This window comes from Pontibacter flavimaris, assembly GCF_001907195.1.
Classification (GTDB): domain Bacteria; phylum Bacteroidota; class Bacteroidia; order Cytophagales; family Hymenobacteraceae; genus Pontibacter; species Pontibacter flavimaris.
Genome location: NZ_LVWA01000007.1, coordinates 16,140 through 39,029 on the forward strand (window position 1 = coordinate 16,140; position 22,890 = coordinate 39,029).

General features: G+C 54.3%; 19 protein-coding genes and 3 tRNA genes. 8 read left to right on the top strand and 14 right to left on the bottom strand.

Translation table 11 applies throughout. The features are described 5' to 3' along the window. Positions 1-346: 346 nt before the first annotated feature. The 4 genes from A3841_RS12695 to A3841_RS12715 all read right to left on the bottom strand — a co-directional run bounded on the left by A3841_RS12695 (position 347) and on the right by A3841_RS12715 (position 6,011). A complete protein-coding gene (locus A3841_RS12695) occupies positions 347-529 on the bottom strand; it encodes a hypothetical protein (RefSeq protein ID WP_073852722.1) in 183 nt (60 codons plus the stop codon). Positions 530-630: 101 nt separating this feature from the next. After that, positions 631-2,076: an SLC13 family permease gene (locus tag A3841_RS12700; protein WP_073852723.1), complete on the bottom strand. Its 1,446-nt coding sequence runs from the start codon at positions 2,074-2,076 to the stop codon at positions 631-633. A 76-nt stretch (positions 2,077-2,152) separates the two neighbouring features. After that, positions 2,153-2,686, bottom strand: a complete 534-nt coding sequence (locus A3841_RS12705; RefSeq protein ID WP_073852724.1) for a DinB family protein — start codon at positions 2,684-2,686, stop codon at positions 2,153-2,155. Between the two features lie 763 nt (positions 2,687-3,449). Beyond that, entirely contained in the window at positions 3,450-6,011 is a 2,562-nt protein-coding gene (locus tag A3841_RS12715) for a M14 family metallopeptidase (protein WP_073852726.1), read from the bottom strand. A gap of 436 nt (positions 6,012-6,447) precedes the next feature. On the opposite strand from A3841_RS12715, the gene A3841_RS12720 reads away from it, so the two are divergent. Next, complete coding sequence (locus A3841_RS12720) at positions 6,448-7,146, top strand: TIGR02117 family protein (protein WP_073852727.1); 699 nt, start codon at positions 6,448-6,450, stop codon at positions 7,144-7,146. A gap of 57 nt (positions 7,147-7,203) precedes the next feature. Here A3841_RS12720 and A3841_RS12725 read toward each other — a convergent pair whose 3' ends face one another. Beyond that, complete coding sequence (locus A3841_RS12725; protein WP_073852728.1) at positions 7,204-7,917, bottom strand: pirin family protein; 714 nt, start codon at positions 7,915-7,917, stop codon at positions 7,204-7,206. Positions 7,918-7,945: 28 nt separating this feature from the next. Further along, positions 7,946-8,530, bottom strand: coding sequence for a nitroreductase family protein (locus A3841_RS12730; RefSeq protein WP_073852729.1), 585 nt, complete (start codon positions 8,528-8,530; stop codon positions 7,946-7,948). A gap of 242 nt (positions 8,531-8,772) precedes the next feature. Between A3841_RS12730 and thiL the strand changes: the two genes are divergently transcribed. Continuing rightward, complete coding sequence (thiL, locus tag A3841_RS12735) at positions 8,773-9,798, top strand: thiamine-phosphate kinase (protein ID WP_073852730.1); 1,026 nt, start codon at positions 8,773-8,775, stop codon at positions 9,796-9,798. A 117-nt stretch (positions 9,799-9,915) separates the two neighbouring features. Here thiL and A3841_RS12740 read toward each other — a convergent pair whose 3' ends face one another. Together A3841_RS12740 and rlmD are read right to left on the bottom strand one after the other, a co-directional pair. Then, positions 9,916-10,284, bottom strand: a complete 369-nt coding sequence (locus A3841_RS12740; RefSeq protein ID WP_073852731.1) for a hypothetical protein — start codon at positions 10,282-10,284, stop codon at positions 9,916-9,918. Positions 10,285-10,377: 93 nt separating this feature from the next. Beyond that, entirely contained in the window at positions 10,378-11,730 is a 1,353-nt protein-coding gene (gene rlmD / locus A3841_RS12745) for a 23S rRNA (uracil(1939)-C(5))-methyltransferase RlmD (protein WP_073852837.1), read from the bottom strand. A gap of 426 nt (positions 11,731-12,156) precedes the next feature. Between rlmD and A3841_RS12750 the strand changes: the two genes are divergently transcribed. Beyond that, complete coding sequence (locus A3841_RS12750) at positions 12,157-12,966, top strand: SDR family oxidoreductase (RefSeq protein ID WP_073852732.1); 810 nt, start codon at positions 12,157-12,159, stop codon at positions 12,964-12,966. A gap of 178 nt (positions 12,967-13,144) precedes the next feature. Here the strand turns inward: A3841_RS12750 and A3841_RS12755 are convergent, their stop codons facing one another. Next, positions 13,145-13,882, bottom strand: a complete 738-nt coding sequence (locus A3841_RS12755; protein ID WP_073852733.1) for an SH3 domain-containing protein — start codon at positions 13,880-13,882, stop codon at positions 13,145-13,147. A 73-nt stretch (positions 13,883-13,955) separates the two neighbouring features. Between A3841_RS12755 and A3841_RS12760 the strand changes: the two genes are divergently transcribed. The 3 genes from A3841_RS12760 to A3841_RS12770 all read left to right on the top strand — a co-directional run bounded on the left by A3841_RS12760 (position 13,956) and on the right by A3841_RS12770 (position 14,985). After that, positions 13,956-14,028, top strand: a tRNA-Lys gene (locus A3841_RS12760). Between the two features lie 138 nt (positions 14,029-14,166). Then, a tRNA-Lys gene (locus A3841_RS12765) sits at positions 14,167-14,239 on the top strand. Between the two features lie 128 nt (positions 14,240-14,367). Further along, positions 14,368-14,985 (top strand): DUF4403 family protein, encoded by a 618-nt coding sequence (locus A3841_RS12770; protein WP_073852734.1) that lies wholly within the window; start codon positions 14,368-14,370, stop codon positions 14,983-14,985. A gap of 123 nt (positions 14,986-15,108) precedes the next feature. Here A3841_RS12770 and A3841_RS12775 read toward each other — a convergent pair whose 3' ends face one another. Together A3841_RS12775 and A3841_RS12780 are read right to left on the bottom strand one after the other, a co-directional pair. Further along, positions 15,109-16,470 (bottom strand): hypothetical protein, encoded by a 1,362-nt coding sequence (locus A3841_RS12775; RefSeq protein ID WP_073852735.1) that lies wholly within the window; start codon positions 16,468-16,470, stop codon positions 15,109-15,111. Between the two features lie 99 nt (positions 16,471-16,569). Then, complete coding sequence (locus A3841_RS12780; protein WP_073852736.1) at positions 16,570-17,328, bottom strand: ABC transporter ATP-binding protein; 759 nt, start codon at positions 17,326-17,328, stop codon at positions 16,570-16,572. A 292-nt stretch (positions 17,329-17,620) separates the two neighbouring features. Here A3841_RS12780 and A3841_RS12785 point away from each other — a divergent pair. Further along, positions 17,621-17,702: transfer RNA gene (locus tag A3841_RS12785), tRNA-Leu, on the top strand. Positions 17,703-18,312: 610 nt separating this feature from the next. On the opposite strand, the gene A3841_RS12790 is transcribed toward A3841_RS12785, so the two are convergent. From A3841_RS12790 to A3841_RS12800, 3 genes are all read right to left on the bottom strand, one after another. Beyond that, positions 18,313-20,418 (bottom strand): ComEC/Rec2 family competence protein, encoded by a 2,106-nt coding sequence (locus tag A3841_RS12790; protein WP_073852737.1) that lies wholly within the window; start codon positions 20,416-20,418, stop codon positions 18,313-18,315. Beyond that, positions 20,418-20,846 (bottom strand): GNAT family N-acetyltransferase, encoded by a 429-nt coding sequence (locus tag A3841_RS12795; protein ID WP_073852738.1) that lies wholly within the window; start codon positions 20,844-20,846, stop codon positions 20,418-20,420. The genes A3841_RS12790 and A3841_RS12795 overlap by 1 nt, the downstream gene beginning before the upstream one ends. Positions 20,847-20,949: 103 nt before the next feature. Next, on the bottom strand, positions 20,950-21,987 hold the full coding sequence (locus A3841_RS12800) for a PhoH family protein (RefSeq protein WP_073852739.1): 1,038 nt from the start codon (positions 21,985-21,987) through the stop codon (positions 20,950-20,952). A 97-nt stretch (positions 21,988-22,084) separates the two neighbouring features. On the opposite strand from A3841_RS12800, the gene A3841_RS12805 reads away from it, so the two are divergent. Further along, positions 22,085-22,861: an SAM hydrolase/SAM-dependent halogenase family protein gene (locus tag A3841_RS12805; RefSeq protein WP_073852740.1), complete on the top strand. Its 777-nt coding sequence runs from the start codon at positions 22,085-22,087 to the stop codon at positions 22,859-22,861. The last annotated feature ends 29 nt before the right edge of the window (positions 22,862-22,890 follow it).

Below are 22,890 nucleotides of genomic sequence, written 5' to 3' on the forward strand. Positions count from 1 at the left end.
GGCGTACTTCCGCCGCTTCGCTGCTATATAGCTTTAAGGGGTTTAAAAGATTAGTCCAAAACAACGGCCAGGGACATACTTCTTCCTCCCGAAACAATACTAAAACTATAGGACTGTAAATGAGACGGTTCCAAATAAAAACCGGGCGTGTACGTCTGCTACAGAAGGGGCTAAGCGAGCCGCCTGTCAGAAAATATTTTTAAAATATTTTCATCCTCCCTATAACCTTCCCCAAACCACCCGCGTAAATATAGATACCTTTGGCTAAAAGTTGAGAACCTGAAAGTCTGATTGTTCAGAAGGAACACTATAGACTTTCAGGTTTTTTCTTTGTGTCCCTCCCCCTCTATTCCGGCTTGTCCTTCTTAAAGATCAGGAACAAATAAATTGCACCAAAAACCAGGAAAACCACCAGCAGGAACACATCCATGGTGGAGTAATTTCCGGTGTATACCCTGTATGCGTTAAGTCCGGCAAAAACAAAACAGGCGATGGCCATGATAACTCTATAATACTTGCGGTTTTGCATGAGCTAAAAGTATGATTGTAAAAGTATTGGTTTAAAGTTGATGCGCCAGCAGTGCGGGTAAGCAGGTTCATACTTGCTGAAAAATCTTCGGGCACCTGCTGTTACAGCGCCATATAAAGCATGACCCAGGCGGTGATCATCACGGCACCGATCAGGTTCAGGAGCATGCCCGCCCGCGCCATCTGGCTGATCGGCACCTGCTTGCTGCCGTACACAATGGCATTCGGCGGGGTGGCGATCGGCAGCATGAAGGCAAAGCTACAGGCAATTACCACACCCAGCACCGGATAAAGCAAAGGCAGGTTCAGCCCGTTCAGCACCCCGATAATGATCGGCACAAAGGTAATGGCGATGGCCGTATTGGAACTTACCTCCGTCAGCATAAGCACCAGAAACACCAGCACCAACACCAGCAGTACTTTCTGGTCAGGGTTTACAAGGAGGGTGATGCTGCGGCCGATCACGTCGGCCAGGCCGGAGGTGATGACCAGCTGCCCCAACGCCATACCGCCTCCGAAGAGCAGGATCGTGTCCCAGTCTATCTTCACCAGGTCCTCGGCCGTGAGCGTACCCTGCCCGCCGGTTTCCTGCCCGGGCGGGATGAGGAACAGCAGCAAAGCGGCCAGCACCGACACGGTGCTCTCGGCAAAGTAGGTGCTCATAAACGTATAGGCCTGCTCCAGGCCCAGCAGGTTGAAAACACCCGGTGCCAGCCAGAGGATAACCGCCAGAACAAACACACCCATCGTTACCAGTTCTCCCTTGCGGAGTCGTTCTTTCTGCTGCCGCCGCTCCGCCACGTAGGCCTGCACCGCCTGCCGGTTATACCCGCTTTTGCCCAGGTAATAGCGCATGTAGAGCAACATCACCACATACATGCTCACCGCGATGGGCATGGCCAGGTACATCCACTGCAGAAAGTCTATCCGGATGCCTTGCTGCGCCAGGTAGTTCACCCCGATCAGGTTGGGCGGTGAGCCAATGATGGTGCCGATCCCTCCGATGGAGGCGCTGTAGGCGATGCCCAGCAGAAAGTATACCGCTGAACTTTTGCCATCCGCCGGCTGGCACACCAGCTGCGTTACCCCCAGCGTGAGCGGCAGTAGCATCGCCACCGTCACGGAGTTGCTCACCCACATCGACAACAGGAAGGCAATGCCTGAAAAACCCAGGAACAACCGGAAGAGGCTTTTCTGAAAATAGGGGCGGGAAAGTATAAACAGGGCAATGCGCTTGTCCAGGCCGTGGCGCGTCATGGAGCGGGCCAGCAGGAAGCTGCCGATAAAGAGCAGAATAATGGGGTGTCCCAGGTTCTGAAAGGCCGTCTCTATCTCGGCAATGCCCAGCATCACGGCCAGCAGCACACCCAGAAATGCCGTCATGGAGAGCGGAATCACCTCGGCCATCCAAAACACCAGGCAAAACGACATGATGGTGGCCACCATCCGGGCCTCGTAGGCCAGCGCGGGCGTCAGGAGCCATACCAGCAGCGCCAGCAGCGGCGCCACCACCATCCCAACATAGCGGCGGGTAAAAGTTATTGCCATACTTTATTCTTTTAAGTATCTGTTTCTAAAGATATAGAAATGTATAAGTATGGCAATAGCCTTTCTCCTGAAGCGGCTATGCCTTCAGGTAGCGCTCCCGGATAATTTTCTGGTGATGTACCTCATGCCCAAGTATGGTATAGCCCAGCGCACGCACACTCACTTCTTTCCCGCTGGCTACACCCACCTGCTGCAAGGCCTCTTCATCAAAGCTCTTGAACAGCTCGATGGTGGACGTACGCAGCGAGGTGTACTCGGCAATGATGGAGTTAATATCGCGGGCGTCGGCTTTGGAGGTCTGGGCGTACAGGTTCTCGTCGAAGCTGTGCAGTTCGGTTTTGTCCTGGCGGGCAAAGCGCAGGGCACGGTAGGAGAAGATACGCTCGGCATCGATCAGGTGCACCATCATTTCCTTGATGCTCCACTTGCCTTCCGCGTAACGGTGCAAAAGCTGTTCCTCGGCCAGGCCCTGCACCAGGCCGGTAATATACACGTAACTCGCCGTCAGCCCCTCGATCAGGTCCTCGGTGCGGGCCTGCTGCACGTAGCTGGCCATGTTGCTGCCGTACTCCTCCGGGGCAGGCGGCGTGATGATGTGTTGCGTTTGCATAGTTTTACATCTGTTAAGTATAGATGCTACGCAAGGTACGAATTTATACTTTATGGTACTTGGGGTGAGGATGTTTCGGAGGATGGGTTCAGGCTCTCAGGACAGGCTGCTGCTAGCTGCCAGTTTTTTGATCCGGCCGGTCTGGAGGATCGTACTTTATACTTTGGCTATACTTTTATACTTTATCTTCTTTCTGGCGCGGGCTTGCAGCCCGTGTCTTTTTATTCGTTGGGTTTTCAACCCGACTGGTTTGAAAAGCCATACTTTATACCTCAACCATACTTTTATACTTCACTAGCCGCCGCTTCCTTCCACTTGACACAAGCTATACTTGCTAGCTACCGTTCATCCTCCAGACTATACTTACCTATCGTTTCATTTTATACTTTGGTGCTCTCAAGCCCGAGAGGGCTCGTCCTTGGGCATCGCGCTGTGTTCCCTCCTGCGCCAGGGCGCTGCCGCTTGCGCGGCACCGGATCTCACAAGGCGCTCAACCCAAGGACTGGGATCAAGTTCGATAGCTAAAGCTTTTGCCACTGGAAAAGAAAGCGTAAAGTTATTAGTACAGAAACTGTCCCCTCGAGGGGACTATAAGGGTGTAAAGCAGCTACAACGAAGTTTATACTTCAGCATCAGTAATCACAGGCTCCCCGCCTTAGACAAGGAGGGGCAGGGGTGGTTGGATTCGTTACCGCAAAGCTCCCTCCCCTGTTCTGGGGGTAGGGGCCCTCGAGGAAAGGGGAGGGTTGGGGTGGGATTAAAGCTACTGCCCCACCACAAAAACAGCATTGCCAAACATCAGCTTTCCGCCCTGCCAGAAGCCCCGGAAAAGCGGGTTATCAGCCAGGTACACGATCTGGCCGCGGCCTAGTGGCTGTGTGCCAAGTATAAGGGCATCCTGCAGTTTCTCCTTTGCCCCCTGCCCTACATAGCCGGCGGCGTAGTTATTCTTCTTCAGCACGCCCACATTCCAGCCGTTCTCCAAAAACTGGAATGTATCCGCAGAACGGATGAGGGCGAAATAACTGTCGCCGTAGCCAAAGGCCAACGGATGCGTTTTGTCCAAGTCTATACGGTACACACTGCCCTGCACTTCGCTTTCCAGCGACTCGCGCTCGCGTCCGACATAGGTGCGCAGGTTCTCGTATGGATTTTTGTCATCACCTTTGCCCTTGCTTTCCGCTTTCTCTTCAGCTTCTTCGCCTTTCTTCTTGAGCTCAAAACCTTTCTTCCCGGCCAGGAAACCCGCGGCGCTCTCCAGGGCGATGAGTTTACCGCCGCCGCGCACCCAGTCCTGCACCTTCTCCAGCGTTTTCTCGTCCAGCACCTTGGTATAAGTGCCTGTGGGTAGGATCAGCACATCGAACTCCTGCAGCGGTACCTGGCTAAAGTAAGAGGTGTTGAGCACCGTAACCGGGTAATTGATCTGCTGCTCAAAGAAATGCCATATCTCCCCAAAGCCGTAAGGTGAAGTCCCCTCACCAGAGAGCAGCGCCACTTTCGGCATTTTAAGGTAGCGCACGCTGCCCGAGCCAAAATCTGCGCCGGTGCTCACGAAACCGGTATTGGTGGCAGCAAGCTGCACGCCATGCTGCTGGGCCAGCTCGCGCACACGGGTGTCAAACGTGTCGCCCAGGCGCTCGTTGCCGGTGCGGGTAATGATGAGGGTGCCAGCCTCATACTTCTGCCCATCCATCTCAAACGGCAACTCGGCCATGCGAATTTTTATACTTTGCTGCATCAGCTGCGTAGCGAACTTCAGGTCCTGCACACTGCTCCAGCGGGCCAGGTAAGCGTAGGGTTTTTCGATGCTGATGGCGGCAGCGGCAGGCGCGGCAGGCGCCTTGGTGGTCATATCCACCTTACCCTTTACCGCGTAGGCCTGCACCCCGTAGGCGTAAGGCAGCGCCCAGGAGGTGATGTCGTAGGTCAGGGAGTCCTCCAGGGCGGACTTTGGTTCGAACAGCACCTTTACCAGCACCGACTTCGGCTGGTACATGCTGATCACCACATCCTCAGGTGCCAGTTTTATACTTTCGGTTTTGCCGTTGAGGTAGTTGTAGCCTTTCACGGCGCCTTTATTGGCCGCATAACCGTACAGGATACCCTGCTGCTGCAGGTAGTCTGTCAGGGCTTTGAGGTTGCCGGCACTGTTGGCGCTGCTTTTTATCACAAAGGATTTATACTCGCCGCCGGGGTTGCGCAGGCTGTTGCTGTAGTATTTACGGAACTCCTGCTTCAGTTTATCGGCTTTCTCGGAGGTGGCCTTAATGGTAGCCTCGCTCGCCGCTACGTGGTGCGCTATTCTGTCCGTCAGCGTCAGCGTGTCTCCGTCTGCTTTCTTATAGGCTAACCCTGCGCGTCCCGAGCCACCCTGCTCATAGGTCATGCCGATGGCGCCGTTGTAGGTGGGCCAAGTGTCGCCGTAGCTGGGGTAAAACAGGTCGAAGCTCTCGCGGGTAAAGTATAACCAGTTGTTTTTGTCGAAGTACTGGCGGTTATACTCGCCGATAGTGTGCTGGAACTGGCGCTGCCATGGGGTTATACTTTCGTGGAAGGGCTTGGCGGCCGGCGAAAAGTAGTACGGCGACTCGGCCCCCATCTCATGAAAATCGGCGTGCACCTGCGGCAGCCAGCTGTTGTATACTTTTAGCCGCTGCTGCGACTCCACCTGCGTTTGCCAGGCCCAGTCGCGGTTCAGGTCGAAGTAGTAATGGTTGGGTCTGCCGCCCGGCCACGGCTCATAGTGCTCCCAGGCGTAAGGCGAGGCGTTGCCGCCCCGGTTGGAGGCCTGGTTATACCACTGCACATAGCGCTCGCGCCCGTCAGGGTTCACCACCGGGTCAAGTATCACCACGGTGTTCTGCAGCCACTGACGGCTCTGGGCGTTCTCCGGGTTCACCAGATCATAGAGCACCTGCAGCACCGACTCCGAACTCACCGACTCGTTGCCGTGCACGTTGTAGCTGAGCCAGGCGATGGCCGGTTGGTCGCCCTGCACCTGTCCATTCTGCAGGCCAGCCTGGCGCAGGTTGTTTTCCCGGATCTGCTCCAGGCGCGGCAGGTTCTCGTCGGAAGCCACATAGGCCAGCACCAGCGGGCGGTTCTCGTAGGTGCGGCCATACTCCTCCACTTTGATGCGGTTCGGGGCCTGCGTGGCCAGGTAATGCACATAGTCCAGGACGCGGTTTTGGGTGGTGAACTGCTGGCCCAACTCGTAGCCCAGGAACTGCGCCGGCGACTGCAGTTGCTGCTGCGCCACGGCGGCCTGCATGCTTAGTAGCAGCAGCCACAGCGCGGCAAAACGCTTTAGCGTGTGTATCATAAAGTCTTTTGTGGGTGAAGTTTTGATGGAGTCTCTAATTTTACACAATCTGCGCAAAAACAGCGAATATGGCAAACAAGCTATTATTACGTAAGGCTTCGCTGCACGGGTATCGCTCCATAAAATTTAGATAAAATAAGGAAGGATGTTCAAACAATTGTAAAATTTTATACCTTTGTACCCGAAACCCTTTTTGGGTTTCTTACCGCCCTCCCCTACCGAAAACAAAAGCAGCTTATACTTATACATGGTGGCAGCCACCAATCGGTAGCACTCCCTGCTTCAGAAGTATACTTATTACCAATGGCCGGGGCCGCGGGCGAATTTTGGAAGAGAAACTAAACTAACTAAACTACACTCAGACCCGGTGCATTGCACCGGGTTTTGTTTTTCAGGGCTGTTTATACTTTCGGAGCGTGACACGTATCTTACAGGTATGCGTTACGTGCTCAGGAAAATAGCAGCGGCCATACTTTGGATACTGGCCTCAGTGGCAGGTGCAGCGGTGCTGTTTATGGCAGCGGCGTTTATACTTGGCAGCATCACCGTGAACAACGGATACGCGCAGCCGCAGCCGCCGGACGAGCACATCGAGATCTACGTCACCTCCAACGGCGTCCACACCGATATCATCGTGCCTGTTTCCACCCCCTACATCGACTGGCGCGATAAGCTGCCACTGCACCACTTCGGCCACGTAGACAGCACCTACCGCTACATCGGTTTCGGGTGGGGCGACCGCAAATTTTACATGGAGACACCGGAATGGACTGACCTGACGCCGAAGGTGGCCATCACCGCAGCCCTCTGGCCCACCCGCACCGCCATGCACGTGGAGTACATCCGCGCCCGCCTGGTACCCACCAAACGGCAGCGCCCGCTGCGTATCACACCAGAACAGTACCGGCAGCTCATTGCCTATATCGACAAGTCTTTTGTGCAGCAGCAGGATGGCCGCTACCTGCACATCAAAGGCTCGGGCTACTCGGGGAGGGATACGTTTTATGAGGCCAACGGGAAGTTCTACATCCTGAAGAACTGCAATAACTGGGTGAATTATGGTTTAAAAAGTATGGGCGTGAAAACGGCCGTGTGGGCACCGCTGCCTGTGTCTATAATGCGGCACCTGCGCTAAAAAGAAAAACCCCGGCATCTGCCAGGGCTCCTACTTAAATCACTAAACACTATATACTTATTTCATGGGAATCTCCATCAGTAACAGTTCTGCATCGCCGGAGGAGTTGATCTGCACCTTGTCCGTCCTGCTAATGCCCATGCCGTCGCGCCTACCCAGTTTCTCGCCGTCAATTTCCACCTCTCCGTCCAGCACGAACGCGTAGAGGCCGTTGCCAGGCTGGTGCAGTGCATACTGCTCCGAGAAACCGTTTCTGAGCGTGCCCAGCGTAAACCAGGCATCCTGGTTTATCCAAAGGGCTTCGCCATCCTTTTCAGGAGAAACCACGGTCTGCAGCTTGTTCACCCGGTCTTCCGGCTTAAAGCTTTTCTGACCGTAGCGCGGCTGTATGTCCCGCTCTTTAGGAAACACCCAGATCTGCAAAAAGTTCACGGGCTCTGTTTTTGATCCGTTAAACTCCGAGTGCGTCAGTCCGCTGCCCGCCGACATGATCTGCACCTCGTTCGTTTGAATCACCTCCTGCGTGCCGGTGCTGTCGCGGTGCGCCAACGAGCCCTTTAGCGGAATCGAGATGATTTCCATGTTGTCATGGGGGTGCGTGCCGAAGCCCATGCCCGGCGCCACCACGTCGTCGTTGAGTACGCGCAGCAGCCCGAAGCCCAGGCGCTCCGGGTCGTAATAGCTGGCAAAGCTGAAGGTATGATGCGAATCGAGCCAGCCGTGGTTGGCGTGGCCGCGCGTATTGGCCCGGTGGATTATTTTCTTGCTCATGGCTTTATACTTGTACTTCTAAGGTAACTTACTGCTGCTTCCACTCCCCTTTAAAGGCCAGTTCGTTCAGTGGCTTGCGCTGGCGCGGTGCCAGCTCACGCGTTCTCAACGGCTCCGGCAGCGATTCCGGGTCGCCCACGTAACCGACTGCGCCCATCGCCACCGCCTCAAATCCCTCGGGTATCCCCAGCGCCTGTTTCGCTTTAGCGGCATCAAAACCACCCATCATGTGCGCGTGCAAGCCCATGCCCGTAGCCTGCAGTAGCAGGTTGCCGGTGGCCAGGCCCACATCGTGCCACGCGTGCTTGTTGGGGCTGCCATCATAATCATAGCCGGTTTTAGCGATGGACACGAAAAGCGCCCCCGCCTGCCTCGCCCAGCTGTTGCCCTCCAGCAGTATACTTCCCAGTTTCTCAAATGCTGCCTCATCCTCCCTGGTGGCATAAATAAAGCGCCAGGGCTGCTCGTTCATGGCAGATGGTGCCCAGCGGGCGGCCTCAAACAGCGCCTCCATCTGCTCTCCGCTTACAGGCTCGTTGCTGAATGCGCGTGGGCTCCAGCGGCTCTCTATCAAAGTATGGGTGGCGGTGCTTTTCTCTGTGGTTGTGGACATATGGCTTATTTAAAGTATAAATCTGATTTTATAGCTTGGTGCTACAAATTTAATGTACATACATGTAATGTACAAACATTATACCACTTTCTTCAGCTTTTTTACTTGTGCCTACTGTTACCTTAAATGATAAAAGAAGCGGGAAGGGGAAGTATAAAGTATAAACCCGCAGCCGGGAAAGCCATACAGCAGCTCTGTTTCTTATTTTGTATCTTTGCATTTGCTAAAACAGATACAGAACTATGAGCGACTATACTCCCTTAAGTGCCGTGGGCGAGTTTGGCCTGATCCGGAAGATAAACGAGAAAATTGAGCTGCGCAATGATTCTACCATCAAAGGCATCGGCGACGATGCGGCTGTGCTGCAACCCAAGGAGAAGCAGGTGGTGGTAACGTCGGACATGCTGCTGGAAGGCGTGCACTTCGACCTGTCGTTTTGCCCGCTGAAGCACCTAGGCTATAAGGCCGTAGCCGTAAACGTATCCGACGTGGCCGCCATGAACGCCAGGCCCACCCAGATAACGGTGAACATTGCCTTGGGTGCCCGCTTTACCGTGGAGGCCGTGGAAGAACTGTATGAAGGCATCCGCCTGGCCTGCGACAACTACAAAGTGGACCTGGTGGGCGGCGACACCACTTCCTCCGCTGCCGGCCTGGTGATAAGTATAACTGCCCTCGGCGAGGCTGCCCCGGAGCAGATCGTGTACCGCAACGGCGCTAAAGTGAACGACCTGGTATGCGTAACCGGCGACCTGGGCGCGGCTTACATGGGCCTCCAGATTTTGGAGCGCGAGAAGCAGGCGTTTCTGGCAAACCCCGAGATGCAGCCGGAACTGGAGAACAAGCAGTACATTGTGGGCCGCCAACTACGGCCGGAGGCGCGCATGGACGTGATCTACGACCTGAAGGAGCGCGGCATCCAGCCAACCGCCATGATCGACATTTCAGACGGGCTGGCCTCGGAGCTGTTCCATATCTGCAGCCAGTCGAAAGTGGGCGCCACGGTATTCAAAGACAACCTGCCCGCCGACCCGCAGATGCTGCAAACGGCGCTGGAGTTCAACATCGACCCGCTGACCTGCATCATGAATGGCGGCGAGGACTACGAGCTGCTCTTCACGGTACCACTATCCGCTTATGATGAGCTAAAAAATCACCCGGACATCACTATCATCGGCAAAATAACCGAGGAAAGCGAGGGCGTGAACCTGGCAACCAAGTCCGGCCAGGTGTTCCCGCTAAAGGCGCAGGGCTGGAGCCACTTTTAGAGTTGGCGTATCACGACAACAAAACAGAAGAGGAGCACAAAACTGTGCTCCTCTTCTGTTTTTACATCCACATTAACTTACTGTCGTGATTCTTGATACGAAATACGTGATACGCCCTTAATCCTCCGGGAAAGGGATGAACACGAAGTTCTGGAACTCGCCATCCACTACAAACAGGCAGCAAAACTCGTCGGGGTCTTTGTAGGCGGCTTTAAACTCCTCCACCTTCTCTTCTACCACCAGCTGGCGGTTCACGAAGTCTTCCAGGTACGAGGCGTTGATGTGCCAGTCCAGCGCCAGCTCTTCCTTGGCCAGGAACACAGAGCCCACCGGCACTTGCGTGCGGCTGAACACAAAAATCGGGTACTCTGAGATCTTACGCTTGCGCACCTGGTACGATGCCTCCTTCAGCGTCTCGGCCACCACCACAAAATCCTTTGAGATGGTGCCCAGGTACTTACCATTCAGTTCCGGATCGTTTTCCATATTTATTTCGCGTATCTCGTAGCACGTATCAGATAGCAAGACTTTCGTATACTTTTGTCGTGATACTTGATACGTGCTACGAGATACGTTTATCTATTTAGCGGTTAACAATACAATATTCTCTACGTGGTGCGTCTGCGGGAACATGTCTACCGGCTGCACGCGTGTTACGTCATACTTCTCCGAGAGCCACTCCACATCGCGGGCCTGCGTGGCAGGGTTGCAGCTCACGTACACGATGCGGTTCGGGTGCACCTGCAAGAGCTTTTTCACCACATCCTCGTGCATGCCGGCGCGCGGCGGGTCAGTGATCACCACATCCGGCCTGCCATGGCGGGCAACCAACTCATCCGACAGAATATCTTTCATATCGCCGGCGTAGAAGGTGGTGTTGGTGATGTTGTTGATCTGCGAGTTTATTTTGGCGTCCTCAATGGCGCTCGGCACATACTCTATCCCGATTACCTCGCGAGCCTGACGCGCCACAAAGTTAGCGATGGTACCGGCTCCGGTATACAGGTCGTACACCAACTCGTTTCCGGTCAGGTTGGCCAGCTCGCGGGTCTTTTTATACAGCTCATACGCCTGGTCGGCATTGGTCTGGTAAAACGACTTCGGCCCTACGCGGAACTTGATGCCCTCCATATCCTCATGGATGTAAGGCAAGCCTTTGTAGCATACCACTTCCAGATCGTGAAAGGTCTCGTTGCCCTTGGCGTTTACCACATACTGCAGCGAGGTGATCTCAGGAAAAGTCGCAGCCAGGTGCTCCATGAGCGCCTGCATTTCCGCCGGCCTGTCTTCGTACACCTGCACAATTACCATCACCTCTCCGGTATTAGCCGTACGGATGATCAGGTTACGCATATAGCCCTCCTGCTTCACGATGTCGAAGAACGGCAGGTTTTGCTCTTTGGCATACTTTCGCACTTCCAGGCGGATGGCGTTGGAAGGATCGGGCTGCAGGTAGCAATGCTTGATGTCGAGGATCTTGTCGAAGCGGCCCGGGATGTGGAAGCCCAGCGCGTCGCGGTCATACTCCTGCCCCGACTGGATCTGCTCTTTGGTGAGCCAGCTGGTGTTGGAGAAAGTATACTCCAACTTGTTGCGGTAGTAGCGCGTTTTCTCCGAGCCAAGTATAGGATCAAATTCCGGTAGCGGCACCTTGCCGATGCGCTCCAGGTTGTCCTTCACCTGCTTCTGCTTAAAGTATAGCTGGGTGTCGTAGCCAATGTGCTGCCACTTGCAGCCGCCGCAGGTACCGAAGTGCTCGCAAAACGGCTGCACGCGCAGCTCCGACAGCTCATGAAAATGCACCGGCTCGGCCTCCATATAACTTTTCTTTTTGCGGGTTACGCGCAGGTCCACCACGTCGCCGGGGGCCACGCCAGCCACAAAAACAACCATATTATCGTGGCGCGCCAGGCACTTGCCCTCGGCCACCATCTCCTCGATCCGGACTTGCTCGAGTATTACTAATTGCTTCTTCTTGCTCTTATTTCTCACAGTGGTGCAAAATTACGAAAATATAGGGAGATGCGGCGGGTTCGTTAGTAGTTATTGGTTCTTCGTTAATAGTTGTTCGTTGCTAGTTATTCGTCAACAGAAATACAGAAACGCTGCCTGCTTCCTGAAGAAAATATGCTGCAAGGGTACTACAGTCTATCAGCAACAGGTAATTCATACTTTACCGTTCAGCCAGCATCATTTACATCTGACAGTGCAAGTATAAATTGTTGGTGATAACACCAACAATGGCTAAGACTCCTAAACTTTCTAACTCCCCAACTTTCCAGCCTTTCAACAATCAACAAACACCAATCAACAATAAAATTTATCTTTGCAGCCTATTAATGATGGAGAAAGTATAAAATGAAAGATAAAGTAGTGTTGATCACCGGCGGCACGTCGGGTATCGGCAAGGCGCTGGCTTTTGCCTTCGGGCGCGAGGGGGCGAGAGTAGCCGTATCAGGCCGCAACCAGCAAAACCTTGACCAAACCAGCCAGGAACTAACCGCAGCAGGTATAGATAACCTGGCTGTGAATGCCGATGTAAGCGTGGAGGAGCAGTGCCAGCGCATGGTGCAGGAAACGGTTGACAAGTATGGCCGACTGGACGTGCTCATCAACAACGCCGGCATCTCGATGCGCGCCCTGTTCGAGGACCTGGACCTGGACGTGCTACGCCAGGTGATGGACATTAACTTCTGGGGCACCGTGTACAGCACCAAGTATGCGCTGCCCTACATCAAGCAGGCAAAAGGCTCTATCGTAGGCATTTCCTCGATTGCCGGCTACCGTGGCCTGCCCGCCCGTACTGGCTACTCGGCCTCCAAATTCGCGATGCACGGCTTCCTGGAAACCTTACGTACCGAGTTGCTATACTCCGGCGTGCACGTGCTGCTGGCCTGCCCAGGCTTTACCGCCTCCAACATCCGCAACACCGCTTTGGCCGCCAACGGCCAGCAACAGGGCGAAACGCCGCGCGAAGAAGAGAAAATGATGAGCGCCGAGGAAGTAGCCGAACGCATCCTGAAAGCCACCCTGCAGCGCAAACGCGACCTGGTAATGACCACGCAAGGCAAGCTGGCCGTGTGGGTGAACAAGCTCTTCCCGAGCCTGGCCGACAAGCTGGTGTACAACGTGATGGCCAAGGAAAAAGACTCGCCGCTGAAGCGATAGTATAGTTGATAGTTATTCGTTGTTCGTTATTAGATTCTGAAAGTATAGCCCCCCTTGCTGCATCAAGGAAGCATGTGAGGATGAAACACCCTTTAAGTTCAGGGAATTGTGACGACCAATAGAAGCAGCATGTAATAGAGGAACCCTAATAACGAATAACTAACAACCAATAACGAAACTACGGCAGTTCCAGCAGGTTATTCTTGCGGATGTAGGCCTTCTCTCCTTTCCATTTGATCTCGTACCAGATGTCCTGCTCGCCGGTGATGGGCACTTTGTGGCCCTGGGAGGCAGTAGCCACCCAATCGGCGCCGGCCGAAGGGGCCGACATGATGGCTACCTGGTTGTTTTTGATGATGCCCTGCTCGCCGAGGTTGAGGAAATTGATGTAGTAAAGTATGAACAGCAGGTAAAGTATAAAACCGGCTTTGAACGTAGCACTGAATCTATAGCCCCGGCGCCACCTGAACAGCATCACCGTAACCGTAATGACCGCCGCCAGCAGCATGACCTCCAGCATGCGCATGTAGTGTTTGCTGAACTGGGTTTTGAAGAACTGCAGGTCGTTATACTCATAGCCCTGCAGGCGGTGGGCCTGCGCCAGTTCCTCCATCTTCTTGAGGGTAGACCGGCTGGGCTCCCTGGTGTAGAACAGGTGCAGGTAATACATGGCGCCGGTATAGTCGCGGAGGCCCTCCTGGATGTAGGCCATCTTCAGGAGCATTTGCGGCGAATAATGCTGCTCCTGCTCCAGCAACTGCTCGTACAGAACAAAAGCATCGGAATAACGTTGATTCTGAAATAAAGAATCTGCTTTAGCCAGTGTTAATTTAGACGCCTGAGCACAAGCCGGTTCCGCCAAAACAGCCAAAAAAATAATCAGAAAGGCAGATATTTTGGATAAGATGTTTTGCATTTAAAAACTTAGCTGTTAGTTTTGCATCGCAATTCAGGGAAACGCCTTGAGCATGCAAGTTAAGAAATAAACTGATTCTGTAGCTCAGCTGGTAGAGCAATACACTTTTAATGTATGGGTCCTGGGTTCGAATCCCAGCGGGATCACTGAAAGAAAGCCCAAGCCTTTCCTAACCGGGAGGCTTTTTCATTCAACCTCTTGCAAGGAGAGGAAAAGAAGCAAAAAAGTGTTTGACATTTAAACGGAAGCTTCTATCTTTGCACTCCCAATCAGGGAACACACACGATTCTGTAGCTCAGCTGGTAGAGCAATACACTTTTAATGTATGGGTCCTGGGTTCGAATCCCAGCGGGATCACTTCAAAAGCCTCAAACCGAAACGTTTGGGGCTTTTTTTATTTCTACTCTAAACAAATAGCGCTATATACCTGTAAGCTCTACTCAAAACCGCCGCTGCGCCACCTGTTACACCATCAATTTATTCCTATGGAAGATGCCGTTAGAATCTATGTGCCTGTCTCCGTCTCCTACCCTGCCCTGGAGGGTGTGCTGAAAAGCCAGCTGGTTGGCCAGTACATCCCGAAACCGGAAGAAGGAACAGACGAGCCTCCGTACGCGCAGATTCTGGACGTGGGCATAAGCGGGAGCAGCTCAGGCACGCAGGAGGTAATTCTCAGGATCAGGATCAGAATACTACGTACCATGCTGAAGCGTGACAACGTGGACCTGTATGTATTGGCCAGCCTGGGGTATGATAATGCCACGCAGCAGCTTTACGTGCAGCAGTTCCACCTGACATCCCGAACCAACAGCGGCTTTTTCAATACTGGCCTGGAGGTGCTGGTAAACAAGGTAGCCTACAGCCAGATCCTCCGGAAGGCCAGGGTCAGTCTGGGGGAGATAATCTCGGCGGAACTGTTGAAAGCAAACGGAATGCTGGACGAGGGCTTGGAGCTGAAGGGGATCAGGCTTACCGGGGCTGTAAACGAGGTCCGGGTGCAGGACATCACGCCTTTACCCGACAGGGTAACGCTCTCAGTAGAGCTTAAGGGCAACGTGGCAGCCAACGTGCTGGATCTCTCCAGCCTATTGCCAGGCAAGTAAGCTGCAGGTAGCTGGCTCTAGGTTCAAATTTCTCAGAATTTATACTTTGAGGGAGCTAATAAAAGTATAGCCCCGGCACTTACAAAATGCCGGGGCTATACTTTATACTTCAGACTTCAGACTTCAGGCCTCGGCCTTAAAGTGGCTTTCGAAGAGCTTATACTTATACCTGGGATATTCCTTCAGCACCGCCACCAGCGCGAAAATAGTACCTCCCACCACTACCGGGTACACCAGATACAGCAGTGGGTGTATGAGCGGCAGAAACAGCAGGCACAGCAGGCCTATGGCAATGAAATTGAACAGGTAGGAAGCCTTGGCGCTAAAGCTGAACAAGCCTCCAGACACCGTTTTTGGGCTCACCACAGAGGCGATTATACTTAGTGGCGCCAGCACCAACACGCTGCCCAGGTACATCATCACTACAAAAAAGGCCTCCCCCTGGTTAAACACAGCCACATACACAAAGGTAAGCACGGCATCGATGAGCAGCGGCAGGCGCAGCGCCAGCCACGTTACCCGCAGCAGGTCCTTGGTGGTGCCGCTGCTGCGCTCCACGGTGAGCCACAGGTTGCGGTAAAAGCCCCACACATTATTGAATACGTAGGAAAACACCACCAGCGGCCCCACAAACAGCCACAGCGTCATCATCTCATCCAGCAGGTGCTCACCCTTCTTGGCGAAAGCCAGTGCATCGGCTCCAAGTATGAACGCCTTGAAAACAAAGCCAAAAATAAGCATCTGACGGGCCTGCTTGTGGTTCTTGAACAGGCGCCACCCCAGGCTGCGTCGGGCGCTGGTGCTGTAGTTCACGGTTTTGCGGCGCGGCTCCGAGGCGGCTTTTTCCAGAAAGAAGTTAGCCGTTACAAAGGCCCCAAGCGCGGCCAGGTGCACCACCAGCATTAACCACTCAGATACCGGGTAGAACATCGGCACACGCACCTGCAGCGCCACAAAGGCCGCCGCCATCACCGCTGCCGAGTAAAAGTTAGCGTTTCTCCAGCGCATGCGGCGCTCAATAAACACCTGCAGCGAGCGCAGCGTAACATGTGCCGTAAGTATAACCAGCACGCTCTGCAGCAGGTGCAGCAGCGTATACAGCGGCGACATCAGGTACATCAGCACCAGAAAGTTGAGCAGCACAAAGTAAAACGGCGACACCAGCTCCACCACCAGCTCGGTGCGGAACCGCTGCAGCGCCGACACCGGGTAGAGCTGGGGAATCAAGTTAGCCTTGGGAATGTATGCCGGGAAAAAGCCCTTCAGGATGATGATGGCCAACATGAACAGGTTGGTGTACTCCAGCACCTGGTCTACGCCTAGTTTGGTATTGCCCTCGCCGGCCTGCTGCAGCAGGAACGCGAACAGCCAGCTATACACGCCCGCCGATATAAGCCCTACCGACAGCAACAGCACACGCTGCAGGCGCTTCTGCCTGAAAAAGCTGTTGATACGGGCACGGCAAGAGAATGCGATCAAATCCATTTTTATAGTTAAGAGTGGAGAGTTATGAGTTAAGAGTCGCAGGAAGTACAGTAGGCGTTGCCACACTTTTAACTTCAAACTCTTAACTTTTAACTAATTCTAGGTGAGCATCCAGTCCAGGTTAGTTTCGGTGTTGTGTTGCGGCAACAGCAGCTGGAACAGGGCCTGGTCTATCAGGCTGGAGCCGTTCATGGTGAACTCCTGCACCGAGCCGTTGTACATCAGCTGCCCGTCGTTCAGCACGCCAATGTGCGTGGCGATCTTCTCGACGTAGTTCAGGTCGTGGGAGGAGATGAGGATGGCGCGGTTTGCGTTGCGGTAGCTGCGGATGAGCTGCACCAGGAGCTGCGCCGCAATCGGGTCGAGGCCGGTAAAAGGCTCGTCGAGGATGAGCACCTGCGGCTTGTGCAGCATGGCGGCGGCAATACCCACTTTCTTCTTCATGCCGGTGGAGTAGCCGGCCACGTTCTTGTGCAGCGATTCCTTATCGGTAAAGAAATAACCAACCAGGCTTTTGATGCGCTCCTCCGCCTCTGCTGCCGATAACTTGTAGAGCTTGGCGACAAAGCTGAGGTACTCCAAACCGGTAAACTCCTCAATCAGGGGGTTGTCTTCGCAGAGGGCGCCCAGGTTCTGCTTTACCTCCAGCTGGTGCCGGTGATAGTCCTTGCCAAACAGGGCGATGCTCCCACTGTCGGGCTGCACCAGGTCGAGAATGCAGTTAAGGAAGGTGCTCTTGCCTACGCCGTTCTTGCCCAGCAGGCAATAAATCTGCCCGCTTTCGATGGTCAGGTCCAGCTCCTGCAGCACCTGCTTTTTCCCATACTTCTTCGACAATCCCGTTATTTCTATACTCATATATTTCTATCGTAGCGTAAAGGAGCGGAAATAAAAAGTGCGCCTACAGCCTGTGGCACAAGCCTAAAGGTATAAACAATCTCCGAAACGCCCTACACTTACCGCCGCTTTATCTCGAAAATTTCATACTTCCCTGCGCGCCTCCTGCTTTCATCTGTGCTAACACCGCAAATGCCCGATATGGTTCTTTGGCCACTGAATTTTAGTTTTAAAGTATAAATGGGCTAATTTTTGAGTATTTGCCTTTGCATTTGTCAGAGCCGGTGTATACTTTTGCATCCTACTTTTACCGGCGCACGTGGTGAAATCGGTAGACACGCCATCTTGAGGGGGTGGTGCCTTCGGGTGTGGGAGTTCGAATCTCCCCGTGCGCACTCTCAAAGCTCTATTCTTAGCGGAATAGGGCTTTTTGCTTTTAGAGGCTCCTACCAATTTATTGAGGCTATACTTCTAATTCAGGTTTTCAGGTAACTCTTTATACTTTGGCTATACTTCCCTAGCCGCTGCTTCCCGCTATTTTGAACAAGCTATCCTTACTAGCAACCGCTGATCCTCTAGTTCCCACAAACCTACAGTTGCATCTCTAGCTTTGGTGCTCTCAAGCCCGAGAGGGCTCCCCGATATGCATCGGGGTAAACTCTCTCGGGCATCGCGCTGTGTTCCCTCCTGCCTCCGCTGCGCTACGGCTGCCCTTGACGGGCACCGGATCTCACAAGGCGCTCAACCCAAGGACTGGGATTATATTCGATAGCCACCACTAACGAAGCTTCAGCAGAACTCCCCTCCTTAGACAAGGAGGGGTTAGGGGTGGTTGGACCCGGTACTGCAAAACTCCCTCCCCTCTTCTTAGGGGAGGGTTGGGGTGGGGTAAAAGCAGGGGTGACTGGACCAGGCACTGCAGAAACGTGGAAGAAGAAGTCCGGAACAGCAGGTTGAACCCACCACCTGCAAATGCGCCTCTCCTTCTACCACGAAAAGCATACCCTACAACTCCAGCACAAAAGCCCCTGAGTCAGCCACATCATGATAGGCGATCCCCAGCGTGTCTAACTGCTGGCGCAGGCGCTGCCGGTACCAGGGGGCGTTGGAGCCATCCAGAATAAGTTTGCCGAAAGTATACTGCTGCAACTGCCCCGGCCTCAGGCGAACGTTCTTACGCAGCAGGAGGAAATCGACTTTGAAGCCGGACTTTGGCTGCAATTTGGGCGGGTGCGAAAGTATAAACCAGCGCTGCCCCTGCCATACCAGCAGCTGGTTACTGTCAGGGAGCAACACGGTAGGGGCCGAATTGGAGCCGGCAAGAGAAGTTAGTTGAGGCTGCTGGACACCTAATTGCCACAGGTGCGGCTGCACGTTAAAGGTAAAGTTCTGCGGATTGCGGAGCAGCGTCGAATCGGCGATAACCATAGCCTGCTGCCCCTGCACCAGCCCAATACCCGTGCTGCCGCGCAGGCTATACACGATGAGTTGCCGCTGCTGCCGTTGCTGTACCTCCTCCCATATCTCCTGCACCGAAAGTATGGCCACAAGACCCACCGCTATGCTCAGGTACCGTAGCCTTTTAAGGGCGGCGAAAAGTATAAGCGCCAGCAGCAGCAAGTATAAAAGCCAGGTTTGCCCCACACTGATGTCGATGCCGGTGAGAATGGACTGCGGCCAGCGCTGCACCCACAGGTTAAACTCGTTCATCCCCCAGATCAGCCAGAAGTGCACCTTGAAAAGAAGCCAGCCAAGCCCCGGCACCCAACTAAAGGCCAGCGCGGCCATACCCGTGTACAACACCGCCGTGGCAGCCGGCACCACCAGCAAGTTGGCCAGCCAGAAGTATACCGGGAACTGATGGAAGTAATAGAGCCCAAGCGGGGAAGTGATCAGTTGTGCCGCTACTGACACCGTAAAAGACACCCAAAGCAGATCCAGTGCCCGGTTTCGCAGCTTCAGCACACTATAAAACCCGGGCTGCAGGTACACGATGCCCAGCACCGCCAGGAACGAGAGCTGAAATCCGATGTCGAAGAGGTTGTACGGGTTGCCATACAGCAACACCAGCGCGGCAAAGGCAATGGTGTTATAAATAACCGTTCGCCGCTGTAGCGCCATGCCCACGGTAACCAGGCTGAACATGAGCACCGCCCGCAGCACCGACGGCGAAAGACCCGTTACAAAGGCATAGCCCCAGAGCGCCGCCAGCACAAGTATGGCGCCTAGCCAGCGTTGCCTGGCTGTGGCCGTGAACCGGGAGAGTACCAGCATCAATACCGAAAAAATAAGCCCTACATGCAGCCCCGACACCGCCAGCACGTGCATGGTACCTGTGTCGGCATAGGCCTGCCGGATGCTGTTGTCCAGCTCGTCCTTTACGCCTAATATAAGCGCCGAGGAAATGGCGTACTCCCGCTTCTCCCCCACCCGCTCGCGCAGCAAGTCGTCCAACTGGCGCCGCAGCTGTATGCTATAGTATAAAATGGGGTTAGAAGGCTGAGAGGCGATTTTACGATACTGCTGCGGCTGCAGGTAGTGGCGGTGGTGGATGTTCTTGTTGGCCAGGTAAGCTCTGTAGTCGAACTGGCTGGGGTTAAGGGATGCCGCAACCGGCTGTGGCGCACCCCGCACCAGCAGCACGTCGCCGTAGCTCAGTTCATACGCCCGTTCCGAGTCGTGGGGCACCGAGAGTTGCACCTTGCCGGTGGCCTGTTGCCAGGTGCCGTTTACCTTTACCTGCTCCACCTGTAGCACCGTGCTCTGGTAGCCAGGCTTCTGCAGCACGTAATCCTGCACCACGCCCTGGTAATGCGTCGGGGCTGTTGTTAAATGCGCAATGTGGCGCGGCTGATTCAGTTCCGTGCGCTGGTACACTGTGGTATAGCCAAGCGCCATGAACGTGAGCAAACCAAGTATACCCGCCGCATCGGTCGCGGAGGGGCTTTTATACTTTAGGGCAAGTATGGCGATGGCCAGAAAGGAGGCAAAGCAAAAGACGAGCAGCCCGAGTCCGTGCCCCAGCTGCCCGCCCAGCAGAAAGTATAGCGCAATACCCGCTATAAAGCTTAGCGTGATGCGTACGAACGGGTATGGCGCCCACCGCAGCATCAGCCTCTAAAAACCATTTTGTAGTGCTGGATGTCACACTCCGTAAACATATCGCCTTCCGCCACAAAGCCGTGGCGCTTGTAGAAGCTCACCGCCGGCAGCTGGGCATGCAGGTAGATCTTGCGCCCCGGCTGCTCTGTTTGCACGTCCTGCAGCACCAGCCGCAGCACCTCAGCGCCTATACTTCTATTACGATACTCAGGCAGCACGGCAAAACGCTCCAGCTTTACGCCGGCATCGGTTTTGCGCCAGCGTGCAGCTCCGCAGGGCACTCCCTTGTAAGTGGCCAGGTAGTGTTTGGCCGTGGGCTCGTGGGCATCATACTCCGCCTCGCGGGGCACCTGCTGCTCCTGCACAAAAACTTTCTCGCGTATGGCAAACGCCGCTTTCAGGTCCTGCCCGGTGGCGGCTCGTTTCACCTCGATCATGGGGCTCAAGTATAAAAAAGCAGAGACGCAACAGGTTGCGTCTCTACAGGTGTATTTTAAAAAGTATAAATCAATATTCCGGTACAGAAAGTTCCGTTTACAGCTACTCTGCCGGCTGCCTCCTGCTGCGTCCGTTCACCTTTACGGGCGCACCCTCTTCGGCTGCCTTGGCTTCCTCGCGGGCGGCGCGGCGTTTCTCCTCCAACTCGCTGTAGGCGCTCACGATGTCGCGCACCAGGCGGTGGCGCACCACGTCCTCGGCACTCATCTCCACAAAACCGATGCCCTTCACGCCCCGCAGGATGTTGAGGGCCTCCATCAGGCCGGAGCGCTGGTTGCGCGGCAAGTCGATCTGCGACCAGTCACCGTTCACCATCACCTTGGCATTCGGGCCCATACGGGTCAGGAACATCTTCATCTGAGCGGGTGTGGTGTTCTGGGCCTCATCCAGCAGCACGAAGGCATTGTTGAGCGTGCGGCCACGCATGTAGGCCAGCGGCGCTATCTCAATGATCTTGTTCTCCTGGTAATACTTCAGTTTCTCCACCGGGATCATGTCCTCCAGGGCGTCGTAGATCGGGCGCAGGTAGGGGTCTACCTTGTCCTTCATGTCGCCCGGCAAGAAGCCCAGGCTCTCGCCCGCCTCCACCACCGGTCTGGAGATGATGATCTTCTTCACCTCTTTATTCTTGAGCGCACGCACGGCCAAGGCCACCGAGATATAGGTCTTACCCGTACCGGCGGGCCCCAGCGCAAACACCAGGTCGTGCTTCTCCACGGTGTCCACCAGCTTTTGCTGGTTAGGGGTTTTAGCTTTAATCACACCACCCTTGCTGCCGTACACGATCACGTCCGAAGAAGTGATGATCACCTCCTCCTCGGTTATCGCATCCGTGCCAAGGTATCTATTTACGCTGTTATGCGTAATCTTCCCAAACTTGTGATAATGGTCTATCAGTGAAGACAGGATCTCGTGAATCTTAGTGATCTCAGGGGTCTGCCCCTGAATCTTTATCTCGTTACCTCTCGATATGATTTTGCTGCTGGGGAAAGCTGCAGCAAGCTGTTTGATGTTTTGATTTTCTGTTCCTAAAAAATCGATGAGGGAGATATTCTCTAAGGTTATTACTTTCTCTACCAAATGTTTATCCTCTTATATAGTAGGTTAGGAATATTTTTTTTAATTTAACTAAATTCAGTATTATTAATACAAATCTACTCAAATTATAGTTCGTAATATGGCTGTAATTACGTTTATCTCGGACTTTGGATATAGGGACCACTATGTGGCCGCCGTCAAAGCCAAAATCCTCTCTTTGGACCCGCAGGTGCCTGTCGTGGACATTACCCATGCCATTGAGCCTTTCAACATCGCGCAGGCAGAGTATGTTTTCGGTTCCGTTTTCCAGGATTTTCCGGAGGGCACCGTGCATCTCATTGCCGTAGACACCCACGGTTGTAAGCAGGGCAAATACCATGCTACAAAGTATAAAGGCCACTACTTTCTGCTGGCCAACAACGGCTTGCTCTCGCTCCTGACAGACGGACAGCCGGGGGTGGTGGTGGAGCTGAAGACCGACACCCCTTTTATGCCATCTCCGGCAAGAGACCTGCTGGCGCCTGCCGCTGTGTTCCTGGCCAAAGGCGGCGATATGGACGTGCTCGGCGACCGCACCACCCACATCAGGCAACTGTTTAACCGCCAGCTCCGCCTCGGCGACCATGCCATCACCGGCCATGTGATCCACGTAGACCGCTTCGGCAACCTGATCACCGACATCACCCGCGACAGTGTGGAGACGATTGCGCACGGCCGCACCTTCACCATCCACTTCGGCCGCGAAACCATTGGCCGCATCTACCCCAACTACAACCAGGTAGACGACGGCGACTGCTGCTGCACCTATAACAGCCAGGGACAGCTGTGCATCGGCATCAACAAGGGCCACGCCGCCGAGCTCCTCGGCCTCGGCTTCGACTCGCAGGTTGATGTGCGCTTTTACCCGGGAAACTGACGAGTTTTGAATGAGTGGATGAGTGAATG